At 64.5% G+C, this 16,332-nt stretch carries 12 protein-coding genes and 1 pseudogene; 7 read left to right on the top strand and 6 right to left on the bottom strand.

The window, feature by feature from the left end:
* From GN300_RS26485 to GN300_RS26495, 3 genes and pseudogenes are all read left to right on the top strand, one after another.
* A pseudogene (locus GN300_RS26485) lies at positions 1–131 on the top strand (acetyl-CoA C-acyltransferase); the annotation flags it as partial.
* Positions 132–231: 100 nt separating this feature from the next.
* Positions 232–594, top strand: coding sequence for a DUF3817 domain-containing protein (locus GN300_RS26490; RefSeq protein WP_003945330.1), 363 nt, complete (start codon positions 232–234; stop codon positions 592–594).
* Positions 595–699: 105 nt separating this feature from the next.
* Positions 700–1,596 carry a co-chaperone YbbN gene (locus GN300_RS26495; protein WP_063316263.1) on the top strand — a complete coding sequence of 299 codons (897 nt, stop codon included), beginning with the start codon at positions 700–702 and terminating at the stop codon, positions 1,594–1,596.
* A gap of 18 nt (positions 1,597–1,614) precedes the next feature.
* On the opposite strand, the gene GN300_RS26500 is transcribed toward GN300_RS26495, so the two are convergent.
* Genes GN300_RS26500 through GN300_RS26510 form a run of 3 tightly spaced genes read right to left on the bottom strand, consistent with a single transcriptional unit; the run spans position 1,615 to position 7,288 of the window.
* Positions 1,615–3,063, bottom strand: coding sequence for a neutral zinc metallopeptidase (locus GN300_RS26500; RefSeq protein WP_050656792.1), 1,449 nt, complete (start codon positions 3,061–3,063; stop codon positions 1,615–1,617).
* Positions 3,063–5,264: a 1,4-alpha-glucan branching protein GlgB gene (glgB, locus tag GN300_RS26505; RefSeq protein WP_003945366.1), complete on the bottom strand. Its 2,202-nt coding sequence runs from the start codon at positions 5,262–5,264 to the stop codon at positions 3,063–3,065. The genes GN300_RS26500 and glgB overlap by 1 nt, the downstream gene beginning before the upstream one ends.
* Entirely contained in the window at positions 5,264–7,288 is a 2,025-nt protein-coding gene (locus GN300_RS26510) for an alpha-1,4-glucan--maltose-1-phosphate maltosyltransferase (protein ID WP_030537901.1), read from the bottom strand. Before GN300_RS26510 ends, glgB begins: the two co-directional genes overlap by 1 nt.
* A gap of 177 nt (positions 7,289–7,465) precedes the next feature.
* Between GN300_RS26510 and glgP the strand changes: the two genes are divergently transcribed.
* Positions 7,466–10,066: an alpha-glucan family phosphorylase gene (gene glgP, locus GN300_RS26515; RefSeq protein WP_063316262.1), complete on the top strand. Its 2,601-nt coding sequence runs from the start codon at positions 7,466–7,468 to the stop codon at positions 10,064–10,066.
* 68 nt (positions 10,067–10,134) lie between these two features.
* Here the strand turns inward: glgP and GN300_RS26520 are convergent, their stop codons facing one another.
* The 3 genes from GN300_RS26520 to GN300_RS26530 are packed head-to-tail and all read right to left on the bottom strand — an operon-like array spanning position 10,135 to position 14,177.
* Positions 10,135–12,183: an ATP-dependent DNA helicase gene (locus GN300_RS26520; protein ID WP_058038870.1), complete on the bottom strand. Its 2,049-nt coding sequence runs from the start codon at positions 12,181–12,183 to the stop codon at positions 10,135–10,137.
* Positions 12,184–12,192: 9 nt separating this feature from the next.
* On the bottom strand, positions 12,193–12,840 hold the full coding sequence (locus GN300_RS26525; protein ID WP_063316261.1) for a nicotinamidase: 648 nt from the start codon (positions 12,838–12,840) through the stop codon (positions 12,193–12,195).
* Positions 12,837–14,177, bottom strand: coding sequence for a nicotinate phosphoribosyltransferase (locus GN300_RS26530; RefSeq protein WP_030537905.1), 1,341 nt, complete (start codon positions 14,175–14,177; stop codon positions 12,837–12,839). Before GN300_RS26530 ends, GN300_RS26525 begins: the two co-directional genes overlap by 4 nt.
* A gap of 121 nt (positions 14,178–14,298) precedes the next feature.
* Between GN300_RS26530 and clpS the strand changes: the two genes are divergently transcribed.
* Genes clpS through GN300_RS26545 form a run of 3 tightly spaced genes read left to right on the top strand, consistent with a single transcriptional unit; the run spans position 14,299 to position 16,321 of the window.
* Positions 14,299–14,610 (top strand): ATP-dependent Clp protease adapter ClpS, encoded by a 312-nt coding sequence (clpS, locus tag GN300_RS26535; protein ID WP_063316297.1) that lies wholly within the window; start codon positions 14,299–14,301, stop codon positions 14,608–14,610.
* A 56-nt stretch (positions 14,611–14,666) separates the two neighbouring features.
* Complete coding sequence (locus GN300_RS26540) at positions 14,667–15,257, top strand: DUF2017 domain-containing protein (protein WP_003945318.1); 591 nt, start codon at positions 14,667–14,669, stop codon at positions 15,255–15,257.
* Positions 15,254–16,321 carry a P1 family peptidase gene (locus tag GN300_RS26545; RefSeq protein WP_007733272.1) on the top strand — a complete coding sequence of 356 codons (1,068 nt, stop codon included), beginning with the start codon at positions 15,254–15,256 and terminating at the stop codon, positions 16,319–16,321. The genes GN300_RS26540 and GN300_RS26545 overlap by 4 nt, the downstream gene beginning before the upstream one ends.
* The last annotated feature ends 11 nt before the right edge of the window (positions 16,322–16,332 follow it).

A 16,332-nucleotide genomic window follows, 5' to 3' on the forward strand; every position in this document is an offset into this window, starting at 1 on the left:
TGTCCGGCGCCCGCATCGCCCTGCACCTCGCCCTCGAACTGCAACGCCGCGGCGGCGGCATCGGCGCAGCCGCACTCTGCGGCGGCGGCGGACAAGGCGACGCACTCATCGTCCGCGTCCCCAAGGCCTGAGTGTCTAAATACACCTGAACGAGCGCTCTCGCTCTGCGACGCCCCGTGGTTTTCCTCACACAACTACGGGGCGTCGTAGTTGTTCGGGCACAATGGCCTCATGGCGAACATCTTTGACGTATCCACTCCCGCGAAACGCTTCCGTCTGGTGGCGTGGTGGGAAGCTGTGACCTGGGCGGCCTTGCTGGTTGCCATGTTCTTCAAGTGGGTCCTCGGACACGAAGAAGCGATTCGCATCCCCGGAATGGTCCACGGAACCGCCGGCTTCCTGGTGTTCATCGTTGTTGCACTCCTGACCGCGTGGTCGCTCAAGTGGGACGTCAAGACCACGATCCTTGCGCTGATCTCGAGCGTTCCGCCCTTCGGCACCGTCATCTTCGAACGCTGGGCAGTGCGAAACGGCAAGCTCGGTGAGCTGTCCACGGAGTTCGAGGCGTCCAAGGGCAACGCGGCGCTCGTCTGAGTGCTGCATCCCTCTACGTAGCTTCTCGCAACTCGTGACAAACTGGGAGCCGTGACTCGACCAGGTTCCAGGCCCCCCGCGCGTTCGTCCGCAGTTGCTGCCGCCATGAGCGGCGCAGTCGACTTGTCCGCCTTCAAAGAGCGGGCCACGGCCCCACCACCGCCGCGTGACACCAGCGGCGACGGGGCCGTTTCTGCTGTCTCCGGGGCAGTGATCGAGGTGACCGAGGAGAACTTCGAAAGCGAAGTCCTGCTGAAGTCGAGCCAGGTGCCGGTGATCGTCAACATCGGTGGCCGCGCATACGAGCCCTCGGTCGTATTCACCGAAGTTCTCGAATCATTTGCAGCGCGAGCCGGCGGCAAGTGGATTCTTGCCAACGTCGACGTCGACGTGAGCCCTCGTATCGCGCAGGCATTCGGTGTCCAGTCGGTTCCGACGGTTGTTGCTGTCGCGGCTGGTCAGCCGTTGGCCGATTTTCAGGGCGCTCAGCCAGAGGCGCAGCTCAGCCAGTGGTTCGACGCAGTCCTCCAAGCTGTCGAGGGCAAGTTGAGTGGGCCGGTCTCCGACGCGGACGAACCGGCGGAGGAGGTCGAGGATCCTCGCTTCGTGGCCGCTGAAACCGCGCTGGACGAGGGCGATCTCGACGCCGCCATCGCTGCGTACCAGGAAATTCTCGACGCCGAACCCAACAATGCGGAGGCCAAGAGCGCTGTCCGCCAGGTGAAGTTCATGGCTCGGGTTCAGGGTGTCGATCCCGAGTCGATTGCGGCCGCGGATGCTGATCCGTCCGATCTCGAACTGCAGTTCGCTGCGGCCGACCTGGAAATGTTCGCCCAGCAACCCGAGGCGTCGTTCGCCCGCTTGATCTCGGTGGTCTCGCGAACTGCCGGCGACGACAAGGCTGCCGCTCGGACGCGCTTGCTCGAACTGTTCGAACTGTTCGACCCGGCAGAACCGATCGTCATCGCGGCCCGTCGTAAGTTGGCTTCTGCTCTCTACTGACGTGTGGACCGGCAGTCGCTACTCCGTGTAGCGGCTGTCGCACACTTCCCGACCACCGAGAACGCCGGTCCGGAACGCGTCGACACGTGCGAACCCGCTCGGAACCGTCTCACCGTTGACGTCACTGGCAGCCAGGCCGTCGGTCAGCAGCCCCGATACGGCTTCGTCGAGGTCGCCGGGGGAGAGTGTGACCTGTGCTCCGGACGCCGCGGCGTTGGTGGGACTGAGTGCTGCGGTGATGACGCCGGACAAGCAGGCCGCGCGCAGGGCAGTCTGCGGAGTGTCGAGCGATTGGCCGTTCTCCTTCTGCATCGCGAGGGTGTACCTCGACGCGAGCAGGACATAGGCGTTGTAGTCACCGGTGATGTTGGTCTGGATCAACTCGCGTCGCCCGACGCGACCCGGCGTGCCGCGCTCGGCAAGGTCGTCGACGCTGATTCCGATGGTGTTCGTCGACGGGCAGTACGAGACGGGTTCGGTCGCAACGGCATCGCTGCACCCGGTGTCTGCGCCGGTGAACACGACCTTCGGCGGCTCGGGTAGATCGAAGATCGCTTGGAAGGTCTTCACGAACTCGTCGAGAGTTGCCTCGGTGACGGGCAGTTCTCCGGAATCGTTGCCTTCGGCGAACTGCTGCGGGAGGTCTGCACGTCGTGACTCGATTTCGTCGGCGTCCATCTTCGCGCACGCACCGGCGCCGTCGGTGAAGCCGATCTGAGTGGCGGTGACGCGCTCGAACGCCGAACCATGGTGGCTCTCAGGATCATTAGGGTCTTCGTCGCGGATGGCGACCGCCGACGCCAACACCTTGTTGAGTCCGTCGGAGGTGTTCATCGTGAAGTGCGCGGCCTTGTCCTCGGCGACGTGCCGCAAGAAGGCCCCACCGAAACAGTCGGCTTGCTGTTCGCGCACCAGGGCTGCGTCTCGTTTACCGCCGACGATCCCGGCCTTGCGTTGAACGGCATGGCCGTACTCGTGCGCAAAGATGAACGCGACGGCCACTTCACCGAACTTCTCCCGCACCTCGGGCAGCAGCAATTCACGATCCCAACCGATGGTGTGATCGATGCTGCAGTACCCGGCGTTGATGAGTTCTTCGGTGGTCTCCTCACAGAAGTCCGGGCCGTTCGATTCGGTGGGGTCCCACGAGATCAGCTCGTCGACCGGTTCGAAGGGCTTGTCGAACAGAGCCGGGTACTCGGCGGCCCAGTAGGTTTCGATGTCTGTGATGGCGTTGGCTGCCAGCGCGTCGATGTCCCCGCCGTCGGTGCCGGTGATTGCTCGGTCGGCGTTGGGGGCTCCCGGACGCAACCCACTTGGTCCTGCCGTTGCGTCGAGTCCGGCGACGCGGAAGGGATCGTGATAAATCGAGACGGCGTGGCCACTCGTTCCCTGGGCACAACCGGCGAGCAGTGCTGCCACTGCCAACAGTGACGACGTGACAATGACTACTCGCCGGCCGACCATCAACGCTCCAGACTTATCCAAATCGCTCCAGCAGCTGGCAGCGCCACCTGTGCGGAGGCTGGCCGACCGTGCCACGAATGCGACGTTGCTGTGACCGCTCCGAGGTTCCCGACTCCGGAGCCGCCGTACACCTCGGCATCGGTGTTGAGAATTTCCACCCATCGGCCGGGCTCTGGTAGCCCGACGCGGTAGCTCGAGTGCTCACTGCCCGAGAAGTTGAACAGGCAGGCGACAATCGAACCGTCAGTACCGTAACGCAGAAAACTGAGGACGTTGTTCTCGGTGTCGTTGGCGTCGATCCAGGAGTATCCACCGGGCGAGGTGTCGAGGGTCCACATGGCCGGATGACGTCGGTACGCGGAGTTGAGATCGCCGACCAGTCGCTGGACGCCGCGATGGAGAGTGCCGGTGTACTGATCGTCGAGCTGCCACCAGTCGAGGCCGCGTTCTTCCGACCATTCCGCACTCTGACCGAATTCCTGTCCCATGAACAGCAGTTGCTTGCCTGGATGCGCCCACATGTATGCAAGCAGTGAGCGCAGGCCGGACGCCTTGGCGAAGTCGTTCCCGGGCATCCGGGTCCACAGAGTTCCTTTGCCGTGCACCACTTCGTCATGGCTGATCGGTAGCAGGTAGTTCTCACTCCACGCGTACATCAGTGAGAACGTGATCTCGTGATGGTGGTAGGTCCGGTGTACCGGGTCGTGACCGAGGAACCCGAGGGTGTCGTGCATCCACCCCATGTTCCACTTCATGTTGAATCCGAGGCCGCCGACATTGGTCGCCCGAGTGACTCCGGGCCACGCCGTCGACTCCTCGGCGACGGTGACGACTCCTCGATGGTTCTTGTGGACGGTGGCGTTCATCTCCTGCAGGAACGCAACGGCTTCGAGATTCTCGCGGCCGCCGTGAATGTTGGGAGTCCATCCACCTTCCGGGCGTGAGTAATCCAGGTACAGCATCGATGCGACGGCGTCGACGCGCAGTCCGTCGATGTGGAACTCCTCGAGCCAGAAGAGCGCGTTGGCGACGAGGAAGTTTCGGACCTCGCGGCGACCGAAGTCGAATACGTATGTGCCCCAGTCCAACTGCTCGCCGCGACGCGGATCGGCGTGCTCGTACAGGGGAGTTCCGTCGAAACGAGCCAGGGCCCACTCGTCTTTGGGGAAGTGTGCAGGCACCCAGTCGACGATGACACCTATCCCTGCGGCGTGCAGGTGGTCGACGAACCAGCGGAAGTCGTCCGGGGTGCCGAAGCGGGAGGTCGGTGCGTAGTACGAGGTGACCTGGTATCCCCACGATCCACCGAACGGATGCTCGGAGACGGGCAGCAGTTCGACGTGGGTGAATCCGGTTTCGGTGACGTAGACGGCGAGTTGCTCGGCCATCTGCCGGTAGTCGAGCCCGGGACGCCACGATCCGAGGTGCACCTCGTACACGCTCATCGGGGACTGCGAAGGATCGACACCGGCGCGGGTTTCGAGCCAGGCCGCGTCGTTCCACTCATGCGAACTGGTGGTCACTCGCGATGCAGTCGCCGGCGGGACCTCGGTACCGAATGCCATGGGATCGGCCTTGTCGCGAACGGAGCCGTCGTGGCCGTGGACCCGGAACTTGTACAGCGAACCGACTGCGATGTCGGGCAGGAAGAGTTCCCAGACCCCAGTGGATCCGAGGACTCGCATGGGGGCGAATTGCCCACTCCACCCGTCGAAGTCGCCGACGACGGTCACGCCGCGGGCGGCCGGAGCCCAGACGGCGAACGAGGTGCCGTCGACGGGGCCGTCCGGTGTCTCGTAAGAACGCGGATGTGCACCGAGGATGTCCCACAGTCGTTCGTGCCGACCTTCGCCGAACAGGTGTAGGTCGAGTTCACCGAGAGTAGGCAGGAACCGGTAAGGGTCGGCTGCGAGAACCGTGTGTCCACCCGGGTACGTCACGGAATAGCGATAGTCGATCAGGTCGGGGTAGGGGACCAGAGCCGCGAAGATTCCGTTCGAAACATGTTCGAGAGGAAAGTTTTTGCCGCCGATGACGGCGCTGACGGACTCGGCGTTGGGACGCAACGCTCGCAGAACGGTGCCGTCGGCGTGGGGATGGGCGCCGAGGACACTGTGCGGATCGTGATGTTCACCGCGCGCCAACAGCTCCAGATCGTGATTGTCCGGTGCGATACCCGAAGGGAACTTCTCGGTTGACATCACTTGCCTCCACCTGCGCGGTGCGCATTGCGTGCTTGGTAGGCCAGAGAGATCCGGGCCGGATACGGAACGGGTGGGAGCGCGAGGATGTGCGCCACCGAACGCCAGGGCTCGAGGCGGACGAAATTGGCTTGGCCCCAATTGAACTGCTCACCGGTTACCTCGTCGAGCACGGTCATGTGGTCGTGCCATTCGCGTCCGAGCGCCGGCATGTCCAACCAGACGGTGCCCTCTTCTGCAGCGAACGGGTTGAGGTTGATCACCGTCAGGACGGCGTCACCGGTCGAGGCGTCGAACTTCGAGTAGGCGATCAACGCGTCGTTGTCGATGTGGTGAAAGTGCAGGTTCCGCAACTGTTGCAGGGCCGGATGTGCACGCCGGATGCGGTTGAGCGCGGTGATCCACGGCTCGAGAGACTCGCCTCGCGCTGCTGCTTCGGCGAAACGGCGCGGCCGAAGTTCGTATTTCTCGGAGTCGAGGTATTCCTCGCTGCCGGGGCGAACGGCTTGGTGTTCGTAGAGTTCGTAACCGGAGTAGACGCCCCACGTCGGCGCCAGGGTGGCGGCGAGAGCTGCTCGCAGTGCAAACATTCCGGGCCCACCGTGCTGGAGGGACTCGTGCAGGATGTCCGGCGTGTTCACGAAGAGGTTCGGTCGGGCTTCGTCGGCCTTCGCCGCCAGCTCGTTACCGAATTCGGTGAGCTCCCACTTCGCAACTCGCCAGGTGAAGTACGTGTACGACTGCGTGAACCCGCGCCGGGCAAGGCCGTACATGCGCGCCGGACGAGTGAAAGCCTCGGCGAGGAACAAGACGTCGGGGTCAGTTTTCTTGACCTCCGAGATGAGTGTCTCCCAGAAGTTCGGCGGCTTGGTGTGCGGGTTGTCTACCCGGAAGATCTTGACGCCGGCACTGATCCAGTGTCGGACGACTCGCAGGATTTCCTTGTCCAGACCGCGAGGATCGGTGTCGAAGTTGATCGGGTAGATGTCCTGATACTTCTTGGGCGGGTTCTCGGCGTAGGCGATGGTGCCGTCGGGAAGGACGTTGAACCACTCCGGATGCTTCTTGGCCCATGGATGATCCGGGGCGCACTGCAGCGCGAGATCCAGTGCCACTTCGAGATCGAGCTTGCGGGCCGCCGCGACGAACGCCTTGAAGTCCTTGAGCGTGCCGAGCTGCGGGTGAACAGCGTCGTGCCCGCCGTCGACCGAGCCGATGGCCCACGGCGAGCCGACGTCACCGGGTTCGGGAGTGAGAGTGTTGTTGCGTCCCTTGCGGTTGATCTCGCCGATGGGATGGATCGGCGGAAGGTAGACGACGTCGAAACCCATTGCGGCGATGCGGGGTAGGTCTTCGGCCGAGGTTCGGAAAGTACCGTGTTGCGGCACCCCGTTCTCGTCCCAACCGCCCGTCGAGCGGGGGAAGAACTCGTACCACGATCCGAACAGTGCACGGTTGCGATCGACGACGACGGGGTGGGACTCGCCCTTGGTGACCAGTTCACGGAGCGGAGTGGCGCGGAGCAGTTCGGCGACGTCGGAGGCGAAGGCCGGCGCGACGCGAGCAGTCAGCGCCTGATCGCTGCGCAGCGACGCCGTGACGGCCTCGAGCCTGGATCTGTTGCCCCGCGGTACCTCGTGCGCGGCCTGTTCGAACAGGCGCGCACCGATTTCCAGGTCGTTGGCCAACTCGGCCGCCCCTTGCCCGACGGCGAGCTTCGCTTCCACGGCGTGCTTCCAGGTGGCGATGGGATCGCTCCACGCCTCGATCCGGAACGACCACATACCTTCGGCGGACGGTGTGAACACCGCGTCGACGGTGTCCGGTTCGGTGCCGGGGTCCATCGGAATGCGCAGCGGCTTGGTACCGCGCGGACCACGCACGACCAAAGTGGCGGAAATGGCGTCGTGGCCTTCTCTCCACACGGTTGCGTGTACTGGGAAGACTTCACCGACCACGGCCTTTGCCGGATAGTTACCCGAGATCTCGGGTACCACGTCGTCGATACCGAGGCGTCCTGACACGGGAAGCTCCATTTCTGATGATGGATCGCGGTAAAACTTTCTTTCGCCGGGTTCAACCGTAGTGGGTGCGGCGCCGGAGTGCTGATAACGACGAATTCGGGTCTGTCGGTGGTCAGGTCGGCTCGGGCGTTCGGTTCTACCGGACAGAGTGCAAGGAACTCGACTAGGGTTCGCGGGGTGAAAGCCTTGCGTCGGTTCACTGTCCGAGCCCACCTTCCGGAGCGCCTCGCCGCGCTCGGCCCCCTGTCCACCAACCTTCGGTGGTCGTGGCATCCCGAGACACAGGATCTGTTCTCGCGACTCGACCCCGAACTCTGGCAAGCAGTCCAGTTCGATCCGGTCCGCATGCTCGGGGAAGTCAACCCCACCCGTCTCGACGAACTCAGCAGTGACGAGGCATTTCTCGGTGACCTCGACACTGCAGCAGCCGATCTCGATGCCTATCTGAGCACGCCGCGCTGGTATCAGTCCCAGCAGGCCAAGGGCACATCGCTGGCCGGCGGAATTGCGTACTTCTCCATGGAGTTCGGAGTCAGCGAAGTTCTGCCCAACTACTCCGGCGGATTGGGCATCCTCGCGGGCGATCACCTCAAGGCCGCGTCCGACCTCGGGCTGCCGCTCATCGGCGTCGGACTGCTCTACCGATCCGGCTACTTCCGCCAGTCACTGACTGCCGACGGTTGGCAGGCCGAGCACTACCCGCCGCACGACCCTCAAGGGTTGCCTCTTCGTTTGCTGACGGACGCAGGCCCGGCTTCCGAAGACGGATCGCCGGTCGTCATTCACGTCGCCATGCCCGGTGGCCGGGTGCTGCGTGCGCGAGTGTGGATCGCTCAGGTCGGACGAGTGCCGTTGCTGCTGCTCGATTCCGACATCGCCGAGAACGACGCGGATCTGCGCGGCGTCACGGACCGTCTCTACGGCGGGGACCAGGATCACCGCATCAAGCAGGAGATCCTCGCGGGTATCGGCGGCGTCCGCGCGGTGCGCGCCTACACCGCGGCGTACGGATTGCCCGATCCCGAGGTGTTCCACATGAACGAGGGGCATGCCGGATTCCTCGGCATCGAACGGATTCGGGAACTTGTCACCACCAGCGGTCTGGACTTCGATTCGGCTCTGGCCGCGGTCCGTGCCGGAACGGTCTTCACGACGCACACTCCGGTTCCCGCCGGAATCGACCGCTTCCCGGCGGATCTGGTCCGTCACTACTTCGGCGGAGCGAACGGCGAGAACGAATCGAGTTTGCTTCCCGGCCTGACTGTCGACCGCATCGTCGGGATGGGGCGTGAAGCCGATCCGTCGATCTTCAACATGGCGCACATGGGTCTTCGCCTGGGCCAGCGAGCCAACGGCGTCTCGAAGTTGCACGGCATCGTCAGCCGCGACATGTTCAACGGTCTCTGGCCGGGCTTCGACGCCGACGAGGTGCCGATCGGTTCGGTCACCAACGGTGTTCACGCGCCGACGTGGGCGGCGCCGGAGTGGATGGACGTGGCCAGGCGGATCGTCGGTCAGGAGCAACTCGAAGAAGCACGCGGGTGGGAGCGCCTGCACGAGTTGTCGGCAACCGAACTGTGGGAAACACGTAATGCGTTGCGCGGCAAGTTGGTCGACGAAGTCCGTCGTCGCGTCCGAGCGTCCTGGCTCGAACGCGGCGCGACCGAGGCCGAACTCGGCTGGACCACTGGAGTTTTCGATCCCAACGTCTTGACAGTCGGATTCGCGAGGCGCGTTCCGACGTACAAGCGGTTGACGCTGATGCTGCGTGATCCCGAGCGTCTGCGTGCGATGTTGCTCGACGAGAAACGTCCGGTGCAGTTGGTGGTGGCCGGCAAGTCGCACCCCGCCGACGACGGCGGTAAGGCACTCATCCAGCAGGTCGTGCGGTTCGCCGACGAAGCGGATGTGCGTCACCGCATCGTCTTCCTGCCTGATTACGACATGTCGATGGCCCGCTACTTGTACTGGGGCTGCGACGTGTGGCTCAACAACCCGCTTCGCCCCCTCGAGGCGTGCGGTACTTCCGGCATGAAATCCGCGCTCAACGGCGGCCTCAACCTCTCCATTCGCGACGGATGGTGGGACGAGATGTACGACGGCGAGAACGGGTGGGCCATTCCGACGGCCGACGGTGTTCTCGACGACGTGCGGCGTGACGATCTGGAAGCCAGCGCCCTCTACGAACTTCTCGAGCACGCGGTACTGCCGACGTTCTACGACCGTGATGCAGCCGATCTGCCGACGCGCTGGGTCGAGAGGGTTCGCCACACCCTCGAGAATCTGGGCCCGAAGGTGTTGGCATCACGCATGGTTCGTGACTACGCCGTCGACTACTACGCCCCTTCGGCGGAATCAGCTCGAGCGGTAGTGGCGGACGATTTTGCCGGCGCGCGTGAGGTGGCCGAGTTCCGTCGCCGTATCGAGTCGCAGTGGCCGTCGGTCGCCGTCGAGCAGGTTGACGGTTCCGGCCTGCCGGACACCCCGGAGATCGGTGCGACCATCTCTTTGAAAGCCAAGGTCCGCCTCGGCGGCTTGTCGGTCTCGGATGTGGAGGTTCAGGCAGTCCTGGGACGCGTCAGCCCAGGCGAGGAACTCACCGACGTGGTGACGTTCCCGATGACACATTTCGGAACCGAGGACGGAGCCGAGATCTTCGAAGCCGAGGTTGCGCTTCCGGTCTCCGGCTCCGTGGGTTACACCGTGCGGGTGTTGCCGCATCACCGGTTGTTGGTCGATGCGTCCGAACTCGGGTTGGTGACCACTCCGAGCGTCTGACGTATTGCATTCTGCCCCGGTCCGTTCGGTCGGCACCGGGGCAGAATTGTGCCCGCGTGAGAACTGGGTCAGGGACGTGAGTCGCGGATGCGGGTGAGCGCCTTGCGGACGACTTCGGGGTTGGTCGTCTCCCAGAACGGAGGCAGCGATGCGCGAAGGTAACCCGCGTATCTCGCTGTGGCCAGACGCGGATCGAGCACGGCCACCACGCCCTTGTCGTCGGTGCTACGAAGCAGACGGCCGACGCCCTGTGCCAGGAGCAGCGCCGCGTGATTGGCCGAGACGCTGAGAAAGCCGTTACCGCCATGGGATTCGATAGCCTGCTGGCGAGCCATCAACAGTGGGTCGTCCGGGCGCGGGAACGGAATCCGGTCCAAGATGACGAGGCTCAGTGACGGACCCGGAACATCGACGCCCTGCCACAGGGACAACGTGCCGAACAGTGACGTGGGTTCGTCCTTGGCGAAGGCCTTGACGAGGGTGCCGGTGGCGTCGTCGCCCTGGCACAGGATGGGGGTGTCGAGGCGTTCACGCATCGCCTCCGAGGCGGCTTTGGCGGCGCGCATCGAGGAGAACAAGCCGAGGGTGCGTCCGCCCGCAGCCTCGACGAGTTCGGCGATCTCGTCGAGATAGACCGGGGAGAGGCCGTCGCGGCCGGGCGTGGGCAGGTGGCGGGCAATGTAGATGATGCCGGCCTTGGCATGGTCGAAGGGCGACCCGACGTCGAGTGAGTTCCAGCGGAAAGCCGAAGCGTCAGAAGGTGCTTCGGTGCCGATGGCGGTACCCGAGTCGGGGCGCGCGGACGATTCCGCAGGAAGACCCCAGTTGACGGCGAGACCGTCGAACGATCCGCCGACGGTCAGTGTCGCGGAAGTGAGAACGACGGTGGATTCGGCGAACAGTCGCGAGCGCAGCAATCCGCCGACCGAGAGCGGAGCCATCCGGACGGAGCGCCGCACCGATCCGCGGAACTCGTCCGAGGACAGCCAGACGACGTCCTTGCGCTTGGCCGGGTCGGGTTCGTCGAAAGCGGTGAGAATACGCACGGCACTGTCGTGGACGTCGTCGACGGACGAGAGTGCGGCGTTGCGGGCCGCAGCGGCTTCGGGATCTGCAGCAGCCATACCCGGTTTGGCCGGACCGATAGCGGTGCGCAGCGACCAGGCCGCGTCGCGGATCGCAGCCAGTGCGGGTGCCGCCCCGTCCGGGAGGCCTTCCCAGCGACCTGGGCGCAATTCCTCGAGGAGTCCAGCCCACCCCTCGCCGGCAGCTTCGAGGCGATCGGCATCCTGCTCTTCGGCGATCTTGCCGCAACGCCGGGCCGCGGCACTGATCGAGGCGGCAGTGAGATCGGCCGTGGCGACGCCGGTGACGCGGTCGACCAACTCGTGGGCCTCGTCGATCACCACGACGTCGTGGTCAGGCAGGATCTGGATGCCGGTGATGGCGTCGATCGCGAGCAGTGCGTGGTTGGTGACCACTACGTCGGCCTTCGACGCCTCGACTCGGGCGCGCTCGGCGAAGCAGTCCTCACCGACCGGGCACTGGTTCTTACCGATGCATTCGCGGGAGGTGACACTGACCTGCCGCCACGCCTGATCGGATACGCCCGGCACCAATTCGTCCCGATCACCGGTTTCGGTGTCGGAGGACCATTCGGTGAGGCGGACGACCTCCCGGCCGAGACGCGAGACCGTGAACGGATCGAACAACTCGTCCTCGGGTGGCTGCTCGGACGCGCCGGTATGGATCTTGTTCATGCACAGGTAGTTGTTGCGGCCCTTGAGGATTGCGAACTCTGCGCGTCGGCCGAGTGGCTTCTTCAGGGCATCGGCGAGTCGAGGCAGATCTCGGTCGACGAGCTGACGCTGCAGCGCGATGGTGGCGGTGGACACGACCACGGTGCGTCCCGATTCGACCGCGTGGCGCAGGCTCGGAACGAGGTAGGCGAGCGACTTACCGGTACCGGTGCCGGCCTGGACGGCCAGATGCTCGCCGGTGTCGATCGAGTGCGCCACGGCGGACGCCATCGTCAGCTGACTGGTTCGTTCGGCACCGCCGAGCGACCGCACCGCTGTCTGGAGCAGTTCGGGAACGTTCGGGAGTTGATCGGCCACCCACGAAGGTTAATGGATCCCTACGTCAGAAACGTCCACGGATGATTCCCGGGGTAGTTCACCGGCATTCGAGTCTTCTTCCGGCGACGCCTCGTCTCGCCCGATCAGCTGCACTCCCGCCTCCCGCATCTGCACCAATGCCGACTCGATCGTGGCGGTCGACACACCAGCGGTGAAGGGGAGAAGGACAGTCGTGGCGAACCCCGCGCGCGCGGCATCGACGGCCGTGGCCTTGACACAGTGATCCGTGGCAATTCCGATCACGTCGACGTCGGTGATCTCGTGGGCGCGGAGCCAGTCCTCGAGCGTCGTTCCGTCCTCGGCTGCTCCTTCGAAACCGGAGTAGGCCGCGCTGTAGGCGCCCTTGGAGAAGATCGCCGACCCGGCGACGGAAGCGTCGAACGCCGGATGGAACTCGGCGCCGGCTGTCCCGACGACGCAGTGAACCGGCCAGCTGTCGATGAAGTCGGGATTCTCGGAGAAGTGCGCCCCAGGGTCGATGTGGAAATCGCGAGTCGCGACTACGGCGTCGTACTCGTGGGAGTTGACGAAATCGTTGACGGCTCCCGCAACCGCAGCACCGCCGTCGACTGCAAGAGCGCCACCTTCACAGAAATCGTTCTGAACGTCGACAATTATCAGTGCTTTTGCGCTCACTGGTGCTCACCTCCGGTGAATCGAACGGGCACAGCCGAGTCTCCGCGCGAGAGCTTGAGGCCTTCCCACGGCAGGCTCACGAGCCCTGCCTTCAGAACCGCTCTGCTCTCTTCGAGCGTCGGCGCGCTGTCGACGACCTTGCCTTCGCGAACCAGCGGGATCAGCAGTTCGGTCGCTCCGTCCGCCTCGGAGACAGGTGACGGTGATCCGGCGGGGTAGATGACTTCTTCGACGATCGTGCCGGTCGGACGCACTACGCGCAGTGCCTTCTTTGCGCCGCCGCGAGATGCCTTGTTGGTGCTTCTCTTCTCGACCGCGATTCCGTCGACCTCGACAAGTTTGTAGACCATGCCGGCGGTGGGGGCGCCTGATCCGGTGACCAGGGAAGTGCCGACGCCGTACGAGTCGACGGGTTCGGCGCGCAGAGCCGCGATCGCGTACTCGTCCAGGTCGCCTGAGACGACGATGCGTGTCTTGGTAGCACCGAGATCGTCGAGTTGTTGGCGTACCTGACGAGCAAGAACGCCGAGATCACCGGAGTCGATGCGAACTCCACCCAGTTCGGGACCGGCAACGGCGACAGCCGTTTTCACGCCCTCGGTGATGTCATAGGTGTCGACCAACAAGGTGGTGGATACGCCCAGAGCGGCGACCTGACCGCGGAATGCCGCTGCCTCGTCCGGACCGTCCTCGGTGGTGTGCAGGAGCGTGAAGGCGTGCGCGCTGGTACCTGCACTGGGTACGTCGTGACGCCGCGCGGCTTCGAGGTTGGAGGTGGCGTCGAAGCCGGCGAGATACGCGGCACGTGAAGCGGCGACGGCGGCCTGTTCGTGTGTACGACGCGAGCCCATCTCGATCATCCGTCGACCGCCCGCTGCGCTCACCATGCGGGCTGCGGCCGAAGCGATCGCGCTGTCGTGGTTGAGGATCGAGAGAATCAAGGTTTCGAGGATGACGCACTCGGCGAAAGTTCCGCGGACCGAAAGGATCGGTGATCCGGGGAAGTAGAAATCGCCCTCGCGGTAGCCGTCGATGTCACCGGAGAATCGATAGTTGCGCAGCCACTCGACGGTCGTGTCGTCGAGAAATTTTGCAACGATCGCCAGTTCCGGTTCACCGAACCGGAACTGCTCGAGTGCGTCGAGAAGGCGCTCGGTACCGGCGACGACGCCGTAGCGACGACCGTCTGGCAGCCGCCGTGCAAATACCTCGAAACTGCAGTTGCGGAAGGCAGATCCGTCGGCGAGAGCCGCCGAGAGCATGGTCAGTTCGTACTGATCGGTGAGCAGTGCGGTGCTGGCACCGGCGTCGCGGATGTCGGAAATTTGCGTAGGCACGCACACAACTCTATGCGCGAGACGACGTGGGTGGGTGTTGTCGCCTCTCGTCGCGCCGTACCCTGGATACATGGTTTTCGGCGGCGCGACCGTGTCCGGCACTTACTCGGCGAATGTAACGATGAGAGGCGCTACGGCTTCCTCTCCTCAAGCCACGCCCGAGCAGACGGAGGCTGTTTCGACCATCGAAGCCGCAGATCGGCCCTGGGTGACCATCGTCTGGGACGACCCGGTCAATCTCATGCATTACGTGACTTACGTGTTCCAGAAGTTGTTCGGCTACAGCAAAGCCAAGGCCACCGACCTGATGATGCAGGTCCATTCGGAGGGCAAGGCCGTGGTCTCGAGCGGTTCGCGCGACAAGATGGAGGCCGATGTTCGTCGCCTCCACGCTGCCGGTCTCTGGGCCACGATGCAACGCGACGACACCTGAGAAAAGCACTTTTTCGACCGATTTGTTCGCCTAACTCGTAGACGGGAGTCCGACGCGTGCGGACGTGGAGTAGGAAGAGTTCACTCGGCGGAGTGAAGTTCAAGTCCGAGATGGACGGCCACGAGGCGGCGGTTCTGCGCTCGCTCGTGGAGTCGGTGACCGGGCTTCTCGACGAGCGCGCGTCTTCGGCGCCGCAAGACGAGCTCGCCGCGCTGACGGGTCTTCGTACCGGAAATTCGGAGACGCCCGACAATCCGGTGTTGGCGCGATTGCTTCCCGACTTCCAGCGCACCGATCCGGACAAGGTCGCTCCGGACAGTGACGATCTCGACGACGCCGGCGCCAATGTCAACGGCGCGCTGCGCAGTTTGCACGAACCCGAGATCATCGACGCCAAGCGTGAGTCCGCTCGCATGTTGTTGGCTTCGCTTCCGGAGGCCGGCGGCAAGGTCGTTCTCACGCAGGAACAGGCCGACGCCTGGCTGTCCTCGCTCAACGACGTCCGTCTCGCGCTCGGAACCAATCTCGGCATCGACGCCGACACACCGGAAAGCCTCGAACCCGACGACCCGCGAGCCCCGCATCTCGACGTCTATCACTGGTTGACGTGGATGCAGGACTCCCTCGTCCAGGCGCTCATGCCATGACCACAACGCGGACCGGGCCCACTGATTCACTGACAGATGTCGCCGGCCTCGCCGTCGGTCATCACCACAAGCTCGACGAGGGAGCCACTCTCGGAAGCGGCGCAGCCACCGGCTGCACGGTCGTGCTCGCGTCGGCCGGTGTGGTCGCCGGAGTCGACGTCCGGGGCGGCGGTCCGGGTACCCGCGAGACCGATCTGCTCGACCCGAGCCATTCGGTCCAGCAGGTCAATGCCGTGCTGTTGACCGGCGGTAGTGCCTACGGACTTGCCGCGGCCGACGGAGTGATGCGCTGGCTCGAGGAACACGATCACGGGATCGCGATGGGCGCTCCCGGCCAGGTGGTACCGATCGTGCCCGGTGCCGTGATCTTCGATCTGCCGGTGGGGGACTGGACCGTTCGTCCGACCGGCGATTTCGGATTCCTCGCTGCCGACACTGCTTCGCGCGAATTCGCCACGGGCACGGTCGGCGCGGGGGTAGGTGCCAGAGCCGGAGCGCTCAAGGGTGGGGTGGGAACGGCCAGCGTCGTGATCGCCGACGGCCCCGCCGAGGGGACGACGGTCTCCGCCTTGATCGTGGCGAATCCGGTGGGTTCGGTCTTCGACCCCAGAACAGGCCTGCCGTGGGGCGTCGGCTCGGACGGCGCGGAGTCGTTCGGCCTCAGGCTCCCCGACGCGTCCGAACTCGCGTCGGCCAACGCCGTTGCAGCCAAGGGAACCGTCCTCAACACCACGATCGGTGTGGTCGCCACTGACGCCGCCTTGACGAAAGCCGGGTGCCGACGCGTCGCCGTCGCAGGTCATGACGGCCTGGCCCGAGCAATTCGGCCCGCACATTCGCCGCTCGACGGCGACACGATCTTTGCGCTCGCCACCGGTGATCACACTCCGAATTCGGAGATCACGGTTCCGGACGCTTTCCCGAACGATCTGCCGATACTCGACGCGGTGTGCGCGGCTTCGGCCCAGGTGGTCGAACGTGCGATCGTCACAGCGATTCTCGACGCCACGTCGGTAGCCGGAATCCCGAGTTACCGCGAACTCTTCCCGTCCGCATTTCTCTAGGCAGCACTCCT

The organism is Rhodococcus sp. Ni2, assembly GCF_021352185.1.
Taxonomy (GTDB): domain Bacteria; phylum Actinomycetota; class Actinomycetes; order Mycobacteriales; family Mycobacteriaceae; genus Rhodococcus_F; species Rhodococcus_F qingshengii.

Coding starts and splice junctions, on each gene's coding strand:
- glgB (WP_003945366.1), bottom strand. CDS start 5,264: ATGTCAACCGAGAAGTTCCCTTCGGGTATCGCACCGGACAATCACGAT.
- clpS (WP_063316297.1), top strand. CDS start 14,299: ATGAGAGGCGCTACGGCTTCCTCTCCTCAAGCCACGCCCGAGCAGACG.
- GN300_RS26495 (WP_063316263.1), top strand. CDS start 700: ATGAGCGGCGCAGTCGACTTGTCCGCCTTCAAAGAGCGGGCCACGGCC.
- GN300_RS26490 (WP_003945330.1), top strand. CDS start 232: ATGGCGAACATCTTTGACGTATCCACTCCCGCGAAACGCTTCCGTCTG.
- GN300_RS26545 (WP_007733272.1), top strand. CDS start 15,254: ATGACCACAACGCGGACCGGGCCCACTGATTCACTGACAGATGTCGCC.
- GN300_RS26500 (WP_050656792.1), bottom strand. CDS start 3,063: ATGGTCGGCCGGCGAGTAGTCATTGTCACGTCGTCACTGTTGGCAGTG.